This is a genomic window from Pseudonocardia sp. (genome assembly GCF_025965585.1).
In the GTDB taxonomy this organism is placed as follows: domain Bacteria; phylum Actinomycetota; class Actinomycetes; order Mycobacteriales; family Pseudonocardiaceae; genus Pseudonocardia.
Window position 1 is genome coordinate 1 of the sequence record NZ_JAOPWR010000402.1, and the last position, 13981, is coordinate 13981.

Annotated in this window: 16 protein-coding genes and 1 pseudogene; 15 read left to right on the forward strand and 2 right to left on the reverse strand. The window is 73.0% G+C overall.

Going from position 1 to position 13981, the window contains the following annotated elements:
- Positions 1-32: 32 nt before the first annotated feature.
- Complete coding sequence (locus tag JWR81_RS24870) at positions 33-521, reverse strand: DUF1707 domain-containing protein (RefSeq protein WP_297658018.1); 489 nt, start codon at positions 519-521, stop codon at positions 33-35.
- 121 nt (positions 522-642) lie between these two features.
- Here JWR81_RS24870 and JWR81_RS24875 point away from each other — a divergent pair, with 121 nt between their 5' ends.
- The 3 genes from JWR81_RS24875 (at position 643) to JWR81_RS24885 (ending at position 4006) form a co-directional block, all read left to right on the forward strand.
- Complete coding sequence (locus tag JWR81_RS24875; RefSeq protein WP_297657973.1) at positions 643-1629, forward strand: LLM class F420-dependent oxidoreductase; 987 nt, start codon at positions 643-645, stop codon at positions 1627-1629.
- Positions 1630-1723: 94 nt separating this feature from the next.
- Positions 1724-3076, forward strand: coding sequence for an FAD-dependent oxidoreductase (locus JWR81_RS24880; protein WP_297658021.1), 1353 nt, complete (start codon positions 1724-1726; stop codon positions 3074-3076).
- A gap of 15 nt (positions 3077-3091) precedes the next feature.
- Positions 3092-4006 (forward strand): site-specific tyrosine recombinase XerD, encoded by a 915-nt coding sequence (locus JWR81_RS24885; RefSeq protein ID WP_297657976.1) that lies wholly within the window; start codon positions 3092-3094, stop codon positions 4004-4006.
- Between the two features lie 91 nt (positions 4007-4097).
- On the opposite strand, the gene JWR81_RS24890 is transcribed toward JWR81_RS24885, so the two are convergent.
- Positions 4098-4268 carry a hypothetical protein gene (locus JWR81_RS24890; RefSeq protein ID WP_297657979.1) on the reverse strand — a complete coding sequence of 57 codons (171 nt, stop codon included), beginning with the start codon at positions 4266-4268 and terminating at the stop codon, positions 4098-4100.
- A 250-nt stretch (positions 4269-4518) separates the two neighbouring features.
- On the opposite strand from JWR81_RS24890, the gene JWR81_RS24895 reads away from it, so the two are divergent.
- The 12 genes and pseudogenes from JWR81_RS24895 to JWR81_RS24950 all read left to right on the forward strand — a co-directional run.
- Complete coding sequence (locus tag JWR81_RS24895) at positions 4519-5409, forward strand: ParA family protein (RefSeq protein ID WP_297657982.1); 891 nt, start codon at positions 4519-4521, stop codon at positions 5407-5409.
- Complete coding sequence (locus JWR81_RS24900) at positions 5406-6212, forward strand: segregation/condensation protein A (protein ID WP_297657986.1); 807 nt, start codon at positions 5406-5408, stop codon at positions 6210-6212. Before JWR81_RS24895 ends, JWR81_RS24900 begins: the two co-directional genes overlap by 4 nt.
- A 9-nt stretch (positions 6213-6221) precedes the next feature.
- The gene (gene scpB, locus JWR81_RS24905) at positions 6222-6848 is read left to right on the forward strand and encodes an SMC-Scp complex subunit ScpB (protein ID WP_297657989.1); all 627 of its coding nucleotides are present in this window, start codon (positions 6222-6224) and stop codon (positions 6846-6848) included.
- 6 nt (positions 6849-6854) lie between these two features.
- Positions 6855-7634 carry a pseudouridine synthase gene (locus JWR81_RS24910; protein WP_297657993.1) on the forward strand — a complete coding sequence of 260 codons (780 nt, stop codon included), beginning with the start codon at positions 6855-6857 and terminating at the stop codon, positions 7632-7634.
- 2 nt (positions 7635-7636) lie between these two features.
- Positions 7637-7999 carry a chorismate mutase gene (gene aroH / locus JWR81_RS24915; RefSeq protein ID WP_297657996.1) on the forward strand — a complete coding sequence of 121 codons (363 nt, stop codon included), beginning with the start codon at positions 7637-7639 and terminating at the stop codon, positions 7997-7999.
- A gap of 241 nt (positions 8000-8240) precedes the next feature.
- On the forward strand, positions 8241-8792 hold the full coding sequence (locus JWR81_RS24920) for a TetR/AcrR family transcriptional regulator (protein WP_297657999.1): 552 nt from the start codon (positions 8241-8243) through the stop codon (positions 8790-8792).
- Positions 8789-10141 (forward strand): MFS transporter, encoded by a 1353-nt coding sequence (locus JWR81_RS24925; RefSeq protein ID WP_297658002.1) that lies wholly within the window; start codon positions 8789-8791, stop codon positions 10139-10141. Before JWR81_RS24920 ends, JWR81_RS24925 begins: the two co-directional genes overlap by 4 nt.
- Positions 10138-10848, forward strand: a complete 711-nt coding sequence (gene cmk, locus JWR81_RS24930; protein WP_297658006.1) for a (d)CMP kinase — start codon at positions 10138-10140, stop codon at positions 10846-10848. The genes JWR81_RS24925 and cmk overlap by 4 nt, the downstream gene beginning before the upstream one ends.
- The gene (locus JWR81_RS24935; protein ID WP_297658009.1) at positions 10845-11510 is read left to right on the forward strand and encodes a 1-acyl-sn-glycerol-3-phosphate acyltransferase; all 666 of its coding nucleotides are present in this window, start codon (positions 10845-10847) and stop codon (positions 11508-11510) included. The genes cmk and JWR81_RS24935 overlap by 4 nt, the downstream gene beginning before the upstream one ends.
- Positions 11511-11536: 26 nt before the next feature.
- Positions 11537-12949: a ribosome biogenesis GTPase Der gene (der, locus tag JWR81_RS24940; RefSeq protein WP_297658024.1), complete on the forward strand. Its 1413-nt coding sequence runs from the start codon at positions 11537-11539 to the stop codon at positions 12947-12949.
- A gap of 16 nt (positions 12950-12965) precedes the next feature.
- Entirely contained in the window at positions 12966-13613 is a 648-nt protein-coding gene (locus tag JWR81_RS24945; protein WP_297658015.1) for a response regulator transcription factor, read from the forward strand.
- A gap of 46 nt (positions 13614-13659) precedes the next feature.
- Positions 13660-13981: pseudogene (locus JWR81_RS24950) on the forward strand (hypothetical protein); the annotation flags it as partial.

The window sequence follows — 13981 nt, forward strand, 5'->3', positions numbered from 1 at the left end:
GACCCCGAAGCCGCGGCGACCTGCCACCACGATCAACTGCGCAGGGGGCGTCCGTACGGGTCGGTGGGGTGTCCGGCCAGCAGGACGATGCCGTCGATGAACGCCCACAGCACACCGATGCCGAAGAGCGACAGCACCAGCTGGGCCACGCCGATGCCGATGTGGCCGGTGTAGAAGCGGCCGATGCCGAAGGGCAGGAACAGCTGCAGGACGCCGGCGACGACCTTGGAGCGGTTCGAGTACGGGCGGCCGGTGTGCGGCTCGCGGCCGTAGGGCGCCGCGTGGTCGACCGGGTACGGGTAGGGAATCGGGCCCGGCAGCACCGGCGGGGCCGGCGGGGCCGGGCGGGGGAGATCGACGAACAGCGCGTCGAGCTCGGCGGTGGTGCGCGCGGTGTACGCGGCGCTGACCCGCTGCTCGTACTCGTCGGCGTCGAGGCGGCCCTGGGCGTAGTGGTCGCCCAGCGCGTGCGCCGCGGCCTGCCGTTCGTCGTTGCCGATGCGCATCGGCGGCCCGGGCATGGTCACGACGTCGACGGTACCGCCACCGCGCCGGCGCGCCGCAGCCGTCGCGGCGGTGCGGCCGCAGCGCGACCCGGTGATCACTGCGGCGACCCGGTGACCACCGCACTAGGGTTTCCCCATGCGCTTCGGACTGTTCGTTCCCCAGGGTTGGCGGCACGACCTCGTCGGCATCGAGCCGGCCGACCAATGGGGTGTGATGAAGGGGCTGGCCCAGCACGCCGACGCCGGCCCGTGGGAGTCGATCTGGGTTTACGACCATTTCCACACCGTGCCCGCGCCCACCGACCAGGCCACGCACGAGGCGTGGTCGCTGATGTCGGCGTTCGGTGCCGTCACCGAGCGGGTGCGGCTCGGGCAGATGTGCACGTGCATGGCCTACCGCAACCCCGCCTACCTGGCCAAGGTCGCCGCCACCGTCGACCACGTCTCCGGCGGCCGGGTCGAGATGGGCATCGGTGCCGGCTGGTACGAGCACGAGTGGCGCGCCTACGGCTACGGCTTCCCACCCGCCCCCGAGCGGCTCGGGATGCTCGACGAGGGCGTCCAGATCTTCAAGCAGGCGTGGACCGAGGGTGTCTCCACCCTCAACGGCAAGCACTACCAGGTGGACGGCGCCATCTGCCGCCCGCTGCCCCTGCAGGAGGGCGGCATCCCGCTGTGGATCGCCGGCGGCGGGGAGAAGGTGACGCTGAAGATCGCGGCCAAGTACGCGCAGTACACCAACTTCGACGGCACGCCCGAGGGCTTCACGCACAAGTCCGAGGTGCTCGAGAAGCACTGCGAGACGGTCGGCACCGACTTCGACGCGATCGTGCGCTCGGCCAACTACAACGTCGCGATCGGAGCCACCGAGGCCGAGGTCGAGCAGCGGCTGCAGGACGCCAAGGCCCGGCTCGTGCCCTACGTGGGTGAGGAGAGGGCCGAGGCCTCGATGGGCGCGGTGCGCGGCATGCCCGCGTGCGGCACCCCGGAGCAGATCGTCGAGAACCTCTCGAAGCTGCAGGACGCGGGCATGACCTACGGCATCTTCAACTTCGCCGAGGCCGCCTACGACCGCTCGGGCATCGAGCTGTTCGAGCGCGAGGTCGTCCCCGCCCTGAGCTGAGGGTCGTAGCTGAGCTGTCGGTCGTAGCTGGGCTGTCGGTCGAATCAGGGCTGACGGCCGTATCTGGCGCCGCGGTGCCGTGCTCGTGGAGAGCATGCGCATCGCCATCGCCGGAGCCGGACCGACCGGCCTGTTCGCCGCCATCGCCCTGGCCCGTCGCGGCCACGACATCACGGTCGTGGACCGCGACCCGGGCCCGCTCCCCGACGGGACGTGGGCCCGGGCCGGGGTGATGCAGTTCCACCACCCCCACGCGTTCCGGATCCAGGTCGTCGAGGCGTTGTCCGACGAGGCGCCCGAGGTGCTCGCCGCCCTGTTCGAAGCGGGGGCCGAGCGCGCGACGGTGCCGGGGCCGCCGGATGCCCCGGAGATCGCGGTGGGCGTGCGGTGCCGCCGGCTCGTGTTCGAGCGGGTGCTGCGGGCCGCCGCCGAGTCCGAGCCAGGCGTGACGATGTTGTGCGGCCATGCCGAGGAAGTGCTGGTCGACCGCGGCCGCGCCACCGGCCTGCGGGTCGACGGGCACCGGCTCGACACCGAACTCGTCCTCGACGCGTCCGGCCGCTCCGGACGGCTGACCCGCGGCATGCGCGCCCCCGCGCAGAGTGGCGACTGCGGGGTCGCCTACGTCTCCCGCCAGTACCGGCTCCGGCCCGGCGCGGAGTTCGGCCCGATGTCTATGCCCATCGCGGGCGTCGCGTTCTACCCGGGCTACGGCGTGATCGCGTTCCCGCACGACAACGGGATCTTCTCCGCGCTCGTACTGCGCGCGAGCGACGACCGGGCGTTCACCGGGATGCGCGAGGTGCCGGCCTACGAGGCGGTGGTGGCGGCCGTGCCGCTGCTCGCCGCCTGGACCGACCCGGCCCGGGCCCTGCCGATCACGGACGTGCTGCCGGGCGGGCGGCTCCACAACACCTACTGTGGGCAGCTCGACCGCGACGGCGCCGTGCCGCTGCCGGGCCTGGTGTTCCTCGGCGACACCGTGTGCACCACCAACCCGGCCGCCGGACGCGGCGTGGCCACCTCCCTCACGCAGGTTCGGCAGCTCCTGGCTCTGCTGGACGAGGGGGCCGCCGCCGACATCGAGGCCGCCACGCGGGCGTTCGACGCGTGGTGCACCGGGACGATCAAGCCGTGGTTCGACGACCACGTCGACTGCGACGCCGGGCTCGCCGCCCGGTGGGCCGGCGAGGACGTCGACCTGAGCCGTCGGCTCCCGTCGGACCTGATCGGGGCCGCGTGCGAGGTCGACCCGTCCCTGATGCGGGTGGTGGGCCCGTACCTGGGCATGCAGGCGCTGCCAGGCAGCCTCGACGTCGTCGAGTCCCGGGTGCGGGAGATCTACGCGTCCGGCTGGCGGCCGCCGGTGCCCGCCGGGCCCACCCGCGACGAACTCGCCGACCTGGTGGCCCGTGCCGCGCGCCGCGAGCCCGTGGCCAGCGCGTAGCGGCATGATGTGGGCATGGGAGCCTGGCCGTCCGACGCGGTCGACGCGTTCCTGCACCACCTCGCCGTCGAGCGGGGGAGCGCGGCCAACACGCTGCGCTCCTACACCGGCGACCTGCGCCGCTACGTCGACCATCTGACGGCACAGGGGATCGACGACCTCGGCGCCGTGCGGGAGTCCGACGTCAGCGGGTTCGTCGCCGCGCTGCGGAGCGGGCCCACCCCGCTCGCGGCGTCGTCGGCCGCCAGAGCGCTGGCCGCGGTCCGCGGGCTGCACCGTTTCGCCGAGCGGGACGGGCTGGTGGTCGAGGACGTCTCCCGCGAGGTGGCCCCACCCGCGCTGCCCAGCAGGCTCCCGCGCACCCTGACGGTGGACGACGTCGACCAGCTGCTCGCCGGCTGCATCGGTGACGGCCCCGTCGCGCTGCGGGACCGCGCGCTGCTGGAGCTCCTCTACTCGACGGGGGCGCGGATCTCCGAGGCGATCGGGCTCGACCTGGACGACCTCGATGCCGGGCACCGCACGGTCCTGTTGCGCGGCAAGGGCGGCAAGGACCGGATCGTGCCGGTCGGGCGGCCCGCGCTCGCGGCCGTGGAGGCCTACCGGGTGCGGGCGCGGCCGGGGTTCGCGGCGAAGGGGCGCGGCACGCCCGCCCTGCTGCTCAACGCCCGCGGCGCACGGCTGTCGCGGCAGAGCGCGTGGCACGTGCTGCGCGGCGCCGCCGAGGCCGCCGGGCTGACGGCCGACGTCTCCCCGCACACGTTGCGGCACTGCTTCGCCACGCACCTGCTCGCGGGCGGCGCCGACGTCCGGGTGGTGCAGGAGCTGCTGGGCCACGCGTCGGTGACGACGACACAGATCTACACCCATGTCACGGTCGACACGCTGCGCGAGGTCTACGCGACGAGCCACCCCCGCGCGTTGCGCTGACTGCCCCCGCGCACACCCTCCACACGCGACGAGCGGCACGTCCGTCGGAAGGTTGCGACGAACGTGCCGCTCGTTCAGTGCGGGGGCCGGCTCAGGCCGACTCCTCCAGGGCGTGTCCGTCGATCTGGTCGTCCTTCCAGATGCCGGCGCAGGACGTGGTGGTGCGGGCGGCGGGGGTGATCGCGATCTGCTCGGGTAAGATCAGGGCGAAGCCGCCGTGGGTGAGGCCTCGCCGGTCACGATCAGGTCGCCGACGAGACAACAGTGGCGTTGCTTCGCATCTGTGACCCGTGCATGGCATGTCGGGAACGGCGACTCACGCCGTCCCGCACCCGATGTGCAGCGCAATGCAACATTCCGGTAACGTCGCGCGCTCATCGGTCACTTCCGATCGATATCGGACGACCGGCACACGGCGGGGCGCGTTGCCGGTCGCCCGGGGTGCCTCCTACTGTGCGCTGATCGGCCCCTTGACACAGATCAGGGGACGTCCGCGAGAGACCGGAGCCCGCATGGACGAACCGCGGCCCTTCGCCCCCCGCCGGGAGCCGCTCGACGAGGAGGAGCCGGTCCCCGAGGCCGTCTCCGCTGGGAGACACCACTTGAAGGTGCCCGAACCGGCTCCGCTCATCGAGCACGGTCCTGCACGGATCATCGCCGTCGCCAACCAGAAGGGTGGCGTCGGCAAGACGACGTCCACCATCAACCTGGGTGCCGCGCTCGCCGAGTACGGCCGCAAGGTGCTGCTGGTGGACTTCGACCCTCAGGGTGCTCTCTCGATCGGTCTCGGCGTGCAGGCCCACGAGCTGGACAGCACCATCTACAACCTGCTGATGGAGCGCGGTGTCGTGGTCGACGACGTGATCCGGCAGACCTCCGTCGAGGGCCTGGACCTGCTGCCCAGCAACATCGACCTGTCGGCCGCCGAGGTCCAGCTCGTCACCGAGGTCGGCCGCGAGCAGGCGCTGGGTCGCGCGCTCAAGCCGGTCCTCGACCGTTACGACGTCATCCTCATCGACTGCCAGCCCTCGCTCGGCCTCCTGACGATCAACGCGCTCGCCTGCGCCGACCAGGTCCTCATCCCGCTCGCCTGCGAGTTCTTCTCGCTGCGCGGTGTCGCGCTGCTGATGGACACCATCGAGAAGGTTCAGGACCGGCTCAACCCGGACCTGCGCATCCTCGGGATCCTGGCCACCATGTTCGACCCCCGCACCCTGCACACCCGTGAGGTGCGCCAGCGCGTCATCGAGGCGTTCGGCGACCTGGTGTTCGAGGCGGTCATCAACCGCACGGTCCGCTTCCCCGAGACCACGGTGGCGGGTGAGCCGATCACCACCTGGGCCCCGACGTCCAACGGCGCCGAGGCCTACCGGCTGGCGGCGCGCGAGGTCCTCGCCCGGTGACGCTGGTCGAGAACGATCCCCCGCCCGTCGTCGAGAAGGCCCGTTTCCGGGTCCGGCTGCACAACTTCGAGGGCCCGTTCGACCTCCTGCTGCAGCTCATCGGCAAGCACGAGCTCGACATCACCGAGATGGCGCTGCACACCGTCACCGACGACTTCATCGCGCACCTCAAGTTGCTCGGCGACGACGCAAACCTCGACGAGACCACCGAGTTCCTCGTCATCGCGGCCACCCTGCTCGACCTCAAGGCCGCGCGGCTGCTGCCCGACGCCGAGGTCGAGGACGTCGAGGACCTCGCGCTGCTGGAGGCCCGCGACCTGCTGTTCGCCCGGCTGCTGCAGTACCGCGCCTACAAGCAGGTGGCCGGGCTTTTCGTCGAGCTCGAGGCCGGGGCCATGCGCCGGTTCCCGCGCTCGGTGGCGCTGGAGGAGCGGTTCGCCGCGCTGCTGCCCGAGGTGCTGCTCGGCGTCGAACCCGGGGCCTTCGCCGAGCTCGCGGCCGCGGTGTTCCGGCCGAAGCCGCCGCCGACCGTCGGCATCGACCACCTCCACGCCGACCAGGTGTCCGTGCCCGAGCACGCCGCGATCCTGCGGGAGCGGCTCGTGGAGCTGGGCGTGGCCACGTTCGCGGCACTGACGGCCGACTGCGCCAACCCGCTCGAGGTGGTGGCCCGGTTCCTCGCGGTGCTGGAGATGTTCCGCGACCGCATGGTGGACCTGGAGCAGCCTGAGGCGTTCGGCGAGCTGACAGTACGCTGGAGACCGTCCGACCAGCCGCAACCGGCGCCCGACGATCGTGAGTGACCCCCTCCCGTGAGCTCCGCCCCGACCGACCCCGTCCTCGACCAGCCCGCCGGCACCGACGAGGGCGTCCTCGACGAGCTCGCCCCCGATGATCTCGCCGACGACGCCCGGCTCGACGCCGCGCTCGAGGCGCTGCTGCTCGTGGTGGACGCCCCCACCGAGGACGAGCTGCTGGCCCTCGCCCTGCAGCAGCCCGTCGCCCGGGTCCGGGCGGCGCTGGCCCGGCTCGCGGAGGGCTACGCGGCCCGAGAGCGCGGCATCGACCTGCGCAGGGTGGGCGGCGGCTGGCGGTTCTACACCCGCGACGCCTACGCCCCCTACGTCGAACGCCTCCTGCTCGACGGGCAGCGCGCCCGTCTCACCCGCGCGGCGCTGGAGACCCTCGCGGTCGTCGCTTACCGCCAGCCCGTCACGCGGGCGCGGGTGTCGGCGGTGCGCGGGGTGAACTGCGACGGCGTGCTCCGCACGCTGCTGACCCGCGGGCTGGTGCACGAGGTGGGCGTCGACCCGTCCACCCAGGGCACGCTGTTCTGCACCACCGAGCTGTTCCTGGAGCGGCTCGGACTGTCGTCGGTGGAGGAGCTGCCGCCCCTGGCGCCACTGCTGCCCGACGTCGACGCCATCGATGAAATGTGAAGAAGAATGACTGAAACGAACGACCATCCCGACGGCGTCCGCCTCCAGAAGGTGCTGGCCCAGGCCGGCGTCGCCTCCCGCCGCGCGGCCGAGGAGCTGATCGCCGAGGGACGCGTGAGCGTCGACGGCAAGATCGTGCGCGAGATGGGCCGCCGCGTGCACCCCGACACGGCCGTCGTCCACGTCGACGGCTCGCGCATCGTGCTGGGCGACGACCTGGTGCACCTCGCGCTGAACAAGCCACGCGGCATCCTCTCCACGATGTCCGACGACCAGGGCCGGCCGTGCGTCGGCGACCTCATCGTCGAGCGCGGGATCATGGACGAGCACTTCGACGGGGGTGCGCGCGGCCGGCTGTTCCACGTCGGCCGGCTGGACGCCGAGACCGAGGGTCTGCTGCTGCTCACCAATGACGGCGACCTCGGCCACCGGCTGATGCACCCGTCCTACGAGGTCGAGAAGACCTACCTGGCCGAGGTCATGGGGCAGGTGCCGCGGGACATGGGCAAGCGGCTTCGCGGCGGCATCATGCTGGAGGACGGGCTGGTGCAGGTGCACTCGTTCAAGCTCGTCGACTTCCACGCCGGCCGCTCCATGGTGGAGCTGGTGATCCACGAGGGCCGCAAGCACGTGGTGCGCCGGCTGCTCGACGAGGTCGGCCACCCGGTGCAGCGCCTGGTGCGTACCGCCGTCGGCGACGTACACCTGGGCAACCAGCGCCCCGGCAAGTTCCGGCCGCTGAACCGGGCCGAGGTGGGATCGCTCTACAAGTCCGTGGGGATGTGACGGTGGCGGTACGCGCCGTCCGTGGTGCGGTGCAGGTGGGCACGAACACCCGCGACGACATCCTGGAGGGTTCGGCCGAACTCGTCACGGCAATGCTGGAGCGCAACGACCTCGTCGCCGACGACATCATCTCGATCGTCTTCACCGCCACCCCGGACCTGACTGCCGACTTCCCGGCCTACGCCGCGCGGCTGCTGGGGCTCACCGACGTGCCGCTGCTCAGCGCCGTGGAGATCGCGGTGCCCGGGTCGCTCCCGCGCACGGTGCGGCTGCTCGCCCACGTCGAGACGCTGCACACCCGCGCCGAGCTGCGTCATCCGTACCTGCGGGGAGCCGCTTCACTCCGGCGCGATCTGCCCCAGTAGCCCAGGAGCGCTGCTCCCGCTGCTGCTCGACGGTGGTACGGAACGCCAGGCAGCACGCCGCGCGGTCGGTGTGCATCCACCGCTCGCCGCCGACCTCCACCGCGTCGACGGTCGGGTCACCGGCGTCCAGCCCGCGCCGTCGGGCGTGCCTAGCACGGCGATGAAGCCGTCGCCCAACGCCGCCCCATCGGGAGGTGCTCCCGTTCCATCGGATCAGCCGATGGATTACGATGAGACAAACATGTCTCAGACCGATCGAACACGTCGCACTATCCTCGACGCCGCCGTCCGCGCCCTGACGCGCGACTCCGGCGCCACGCTGTCCGCCGTCGCCGCTGAAGCCGGCGTCGGCCGCGCGACGGTGCACCGCTACTTCCCGCAGCGCACCGACCTGCTGCACGCGCTCGCCGAGGACGCGATCGACCAGCTCTCCCGCACGATCGACGCCTGCCGCCCCGACGAGGGCGCCGTGCCGGACGTGCTGCGCCGCTTGGCCGAGGTGATCCTGCCGCTGGCCGACGAGCAGCGGTTCCTCGAGATCGGGGCCACCGTGTGGGACCTGCCGGATCTCGTCGACCGCTGGTACTCCAGCACCGCCGTGGTGGAGAAGGTCGTGCGCCGCGGCCACGACGAGGGCGTGGTGCGCCCCGACCTGCCCGTCGCGTGGGTCACCGACCTGTTCGTCGGCGCCCTGTGGACCGCGGCCGAGGCCGTGCGCGACGGGCGCATCGCCCGCAACGATGCCGCCGGTCTCGTGGTGGGCACGGTGCTGGAAGGGGTGCGTCCGCGATGAAGAACGTGGAGCCCCGCCGTTTCGCGCCGCTGGCGCTGCTCGAGGCCTCGACGCTGCTCTCGGCCACCGGCAACGGGATCGCGATGGTCGCGCTGCCCTGGCTGGTGCTGGAGCGCACCGGCAGCCCGGCCGCCGCCGGCCTGGTCGCCGCGGCCACCGCGCTGCCGCTGCTGGTGGCGGGCCTGTTCGCAGGCGTGCTCGTCGACCGGGTCGGACGCGTACGCACCGCTGTCGTCTCCGACGTCCTGTCCGGCCTGTCGGTGACGGCCATCCCGCTCGTCGACGCCGTCGGCGGGCTGACCGTGCCGGTGCTCGTCGGCCTCGCGGTGCTCGGCGCCGTCATCGACCCGGCGGGCATGACGGCCCGCGAGACGCTGCTGCCCGGAGCGGCCACGGCCGCCCGCTGGCGGCTGGAGCGCGTCAACGGGGTGCACGAGGCCGTGTTCGGTGTCGCGTTCCTCGTCGGGCCGGGGCTCGGTGGGGCGCTCATCGCCACGGTCGGCGCGTCCGGCACGCTGTGGGCCACGGCCGTCGGCTTCGGGTTGTCGGTGCTGCTCGTCGCCGCGGTGCGGCTGCCCGGCAGCGGTCGTCCGATCACCACCGGTGAGCCGGTCGCGGGGGTGTGGCGCAGCACCGTCGAGGGCGTGTCGTTCGTCTGGAACGACCGGCTGCTGCGCACCATCGCGCTGCTGACCATGGCGCTGGTCTCGCTGTACCTCCCGGTCGAGGGCGTGATCCTGCCTGCCGAGTTCGTCGCGCAGTCCGCTCCCGAGCGGCTCGGGCTCGTCGTCATGGCGATGAGCGCGGGTGGGGTGGTCGGCGCGCTCCTGTTCGGGGCCGTCGGGCATCGCGTCCGGCGGCGCACCGCGTTCCTCGTCGCCGTGGTCGGAGCGTGCGCCGCGCTGGTGGGGATGGCGACGCTGCCGCCGTACCCGGCGCTCGTGGCCACGGCCGTGCTCGTCGGGCTGTTGTACGGGCCGGTCAACCCGCTGGCCAACCACGCGATGCAGACGCGCACCCCCGAACGGCTACGCGGGCGTGTCGTCGGGGTCATGACCTCGGCGGCGTACGCGGCGGGCCCCGTCGGCTACCTGCTGGCGGGCGCGCTCGTCGAGTGGTTCGGGGTGCGGCCCGCGTTCCTCACGATGGCAGCCGCACTGCTGGTGGCGGCACTCGCGGCCGTCCCGGCGCGGTCCCTGAAGGGGTTCGACGCGGTGCCGACCGTCGTCCCACCCGCCGCTGTCCGGCCCGCCGACCCCGCACGGCATGATGGTCAACGGCCCGTGTTCAGCGGGCGCACGGCCGGTGACGCGGCGGAGGGGGCTGCGAGCCCGGGAGAGGGGCCATGACGGTGACCGGCAGGCTGCGCGGGATCGTGGCGATGGACGGGCCGTCCGGCACCGGGAAGTCCACCGTCTCGCGGCGGCTGGCACGCGAGTCCGGTGCGGCCTACCTCGACACGGGCGCCATGTACCGGGTGCTCACCCTCGCCGTGCTGCGCGCGGGCGTCGACCCCGCCTCCGACGACGCCGAGCCCGTCGCCGTCGCCGCGACGCCGCGACTGCGCTCGGTCACCGACCCCTCAGCCCCCGCCGCCCTGCTCGACGACGAGGACGTCGAGAAGGAGATCCGTGGGCCGGAGGTCACCCAGGCGGTGAGCGCCGTGTCGGCCCGGCCGTCCGTCCGCGAGGCGCTGGTCGAGCGCCAGCGCAAGCTCATCGCCGACGGGGTCGCGGAGAAGGGCGGCATCGTCGTCGAGGGCCGCGACATCGGCAGCGTCGTCGTCCCGGACGCACCGCTGAAGGTCTACCTCACCGCGTCCGAGGAGATCCGGGCCGCGCGCCGTGAGGCGCAGGACCGCAAGGCCGGTCGCATCGGTGACGTCGAGAAGGTGCTGGCCGACGTCCGCCGCCGCGACCGGCTGGACTCCACGCGCAAGACGTCCCCGCTGCACGCGGCGAAGGACGCGCTGGTGCTCGACACCGATCACCTCTCGGTCGACGACGTCCTCGCCGAGCTGCTCCGGCTGGCCCGCGAGCGGGGAATCCTGACGTGACGACGACGGCCGCCCGCCCCGATGCGGCCGATCTGCCGGCGGGTTCGTGGCCCCGGTTGCACGACCTGGCCCGCTGGATCGGCACCTGGCTGTTCGTCCCGCTGTACCGGCTGCACGTCCACCACCCCGAGCGGATCCCCGCGTCCGGGCCGGTGGTGCTGGTCGCCAACCACAGCGCGTTCGTCGACGGACCGCTGTTGTTCGGACTATTGGGGCGCCGCGCGGTGTTCCTGGTGAAGCGGGAGATGTTCGCCGGCGTCGTCGGCTGGGCGCTACCGCGGATCGGCCAGCTCGCGGTGCGCCGCGGCGCACCCGACCGGCGGCCGCTCCTGGCCGCCGTCACCGTGCTGCGCGGCGGGGGACTGGTCGCGGTGTTCCCCGAGGGCACCCGGGGCACGGGCGAGGTGGCCTCCGCCCAGCAGGGCGCGGCCTGGCTGGCACGCACCGGGGGAGCGGTGGTGCTCCCGGTGGTCAGCCGCGGCACCCGCAGGCCCGACGGCGGTCTGCGGCGCTGGCGCCCGCGCGTCGACGTGCTCGTGGGGGAGCCGCTGACCATCCCGGCAGGCGGGGGCCGCACCGGCCTCACCGCCGCCACCGAGACCGTCCGGGCCGAACTGGCCGGGATGGTCCGAGAACTCGACGATCTACGGAGTACACAGTGAGTGCAGGACCTGACGACCACGCCGCGATGGCGCAGCTCGGGATCGACCCGGGCGAGTTCGTCGCCGTTGACGAGGAGGGCGCTTTCCTCGAGGGCGAGAACGCCGAAGTCCTTCCCCCGGCTCCGGTGCTCGCCGTGGTCGGACGCCCCAACGTGGGCAAGTCCACGTTGGTCAACCGGCTGATCGGGCGCCGGGAGGCCGTCGTCCAGGACATCCCGGGCGTCACGCGCGACCGCGTCTCCTACGACGCCCTGTGGAACGGCAAGCGCTTCACGCTCGTCGACACGGGCGGCTGGGAGCCCGATGCCCGCGGCCTGCAGGCCGCCGTCGCCGCCCAGGCCGAGATGGCCATCCGCTCCGCCGACGCCGTGATGCTCGTGGTGGACGCGAGCGTGGGCGCCACCACCACCGACGAGGCCGTGGCGCGGATCCTCCGGAAGGGCGACATCCCGGTGATCCTGGTGGCCACCAAGGTCGACGACGACCGGCTGACCGCCGACACCGCCGCACTGTGGCGGCTCGGGCTCGGCGAGCCCTACCCCGTTTCCGGCCTCCACGGCCGCGGCTCGGGCGACCTGCTCGACGTCATCCTGGAGAAGCTGCCCGAGACCCCGCGTGACCTGTTCGGTGCGGGCAAGGGCGGCCCCCGGCGCGTGGCGCTGATCGGCAAGCCGAACGTCGGCAAGTCGAGCCTGCTCAACAAGGTCTCCGGCGAGCTGCGCTCCGTCGTCCACGACGTCGCGGGCACCACCGTCGACCCCGTCGACTCCCTCGTCGAGCTCGACGGCGAGGTGTGGCGCTTCGTCGACACCGCGGGCCTGCGCAAGCGCGTGAAGACCGCGAGCGGCATGGAGTACTACGCCAGCCTGCGCACCCAGGCCGCCATCGAGGCGTCCGAGGTGGCGCTGGTGCTCATCGACGCGAGCGAGCCCATCGCCGAGCAGGACCAGCGCGTGATCACGATGGTGCAGGAGGCCGGCCGCGCGCTCGTGCTCGTGTTCAACAAGTGGGACCTCGTCGACGAGGACCGGCGACTGGCCATGAAGCGCGAGCTGGAGCGTGACCTCGTCAGCGTGCGGTGGGCCGAGCGCGTCAACGTCTCGGCGCTGACCGGCCGCTCGGTCGCGAAGATCGCCCCGTCCCTGCGCACCGCGCTGGAGTCGTGGGACCGGCGCATCCCCACCGGCCGGCTCAACTCCTGGCTGGCCGACATCGTGGCGTCCACACCGCCCCCGGTGCGCGGCGGCAAGCAGCCGAAGATCCTGTTCGCGACGCAGGCCACCACCCGGCCGCCGACGTTCGTGCTGTTCTCCAGCGGTTTCCTCGAAGCCGGCTATCGGCGCTTCCTGGAGCGCAAGCTGCGCGAGGAGTTCGACTTCACCGGCTCGCCCGTCCGCATCTCGGTGCGGGTGCGCGAGAAGCGCGGCCGCAAGAGCTGACCGTTACTCTCGGCCCGTGACGGAGCCGGTGCGGGTGGTGCTCGCCGACGACGAGCCGCTGCTGTTGGCGGGCCTGCGCACGGTCCTGGAGGTCGACGGGTCGGTGCAGGTGGTCGGCGAGGCGTCCGACGGCGCGGAGCTGCTCGACGCCGTCGACGTGCACCGTCCCGACGTGGTGCTCGCCGATGTCCAGATGCCCGGCACGGACGGCCTTGCGGCGCTGCGCATCCTGTGCGCCCGCCCCGACGCGCCGCCCGCGGCCGTGCTCACCACGTTCGACCTCGACGACTACGTGACCGAGGCGCTGGCGATCGGCGTGCAGGGGTTCCTGCTGAAGGACGCCGAGCCGGAGGTGTTGGTGCGGGCCGTGCGCGACCTCGCCGCCGGTGGCGCCGTCCTCGATCCGCGGATCACCGCGCGCCTGCTGCCACGGCTCGCCAGGGGCTCCCTGCCGCCGGCCGCGCCGCAGCCCCAAGAGCTGACCCTGCGCGAGCAGCAGGTGCTGCGCGGGCTCGCCGCGGGGGAGTCCAATGCCGTGATCGGGTGCCGTCTGGGGCTGGCCGAGGCTACCGTCAAGAAGTATGTGTCCGCGCTGTTCGTCAAGCTGGGCGCCGAGAACCGGGTGCAGGCCGCCCTGCTGGCGCAGGGCTGGGGAGTGACCTGAGGGGGAGCGCATGGCGGTCGACCGGGGGGATACGCGGCTCGTACCGATGACCGACGGGGTCCCGACGGGCCGGTCCCGGTGGCAGCAGGTCCTGCGCCGCGGCGCCGGCGAGGTGGCCGCGGTCGGGCTGCCCGCCGTCGCGGTGCTGTGGGCGGAGCCGCCCTTCTCCTGGTCGGTGGTGGCCGCACTCGTCGCCTGTGCGGTGCTACCGCTGCGGCACCTGTGGCCGCCGCTGGCAGTGCTCGGAGGGCTGTGGGGGCTGGCGGGCGGGCTGGGCTGGCCGCCGGCCCTGGTGGCGCTCTACGCCCTCGGGCGGCGCAGCGGGCGGCTGTCCACGACGTTGCCGTGGCTGGTGCTGCCGGTGGTCG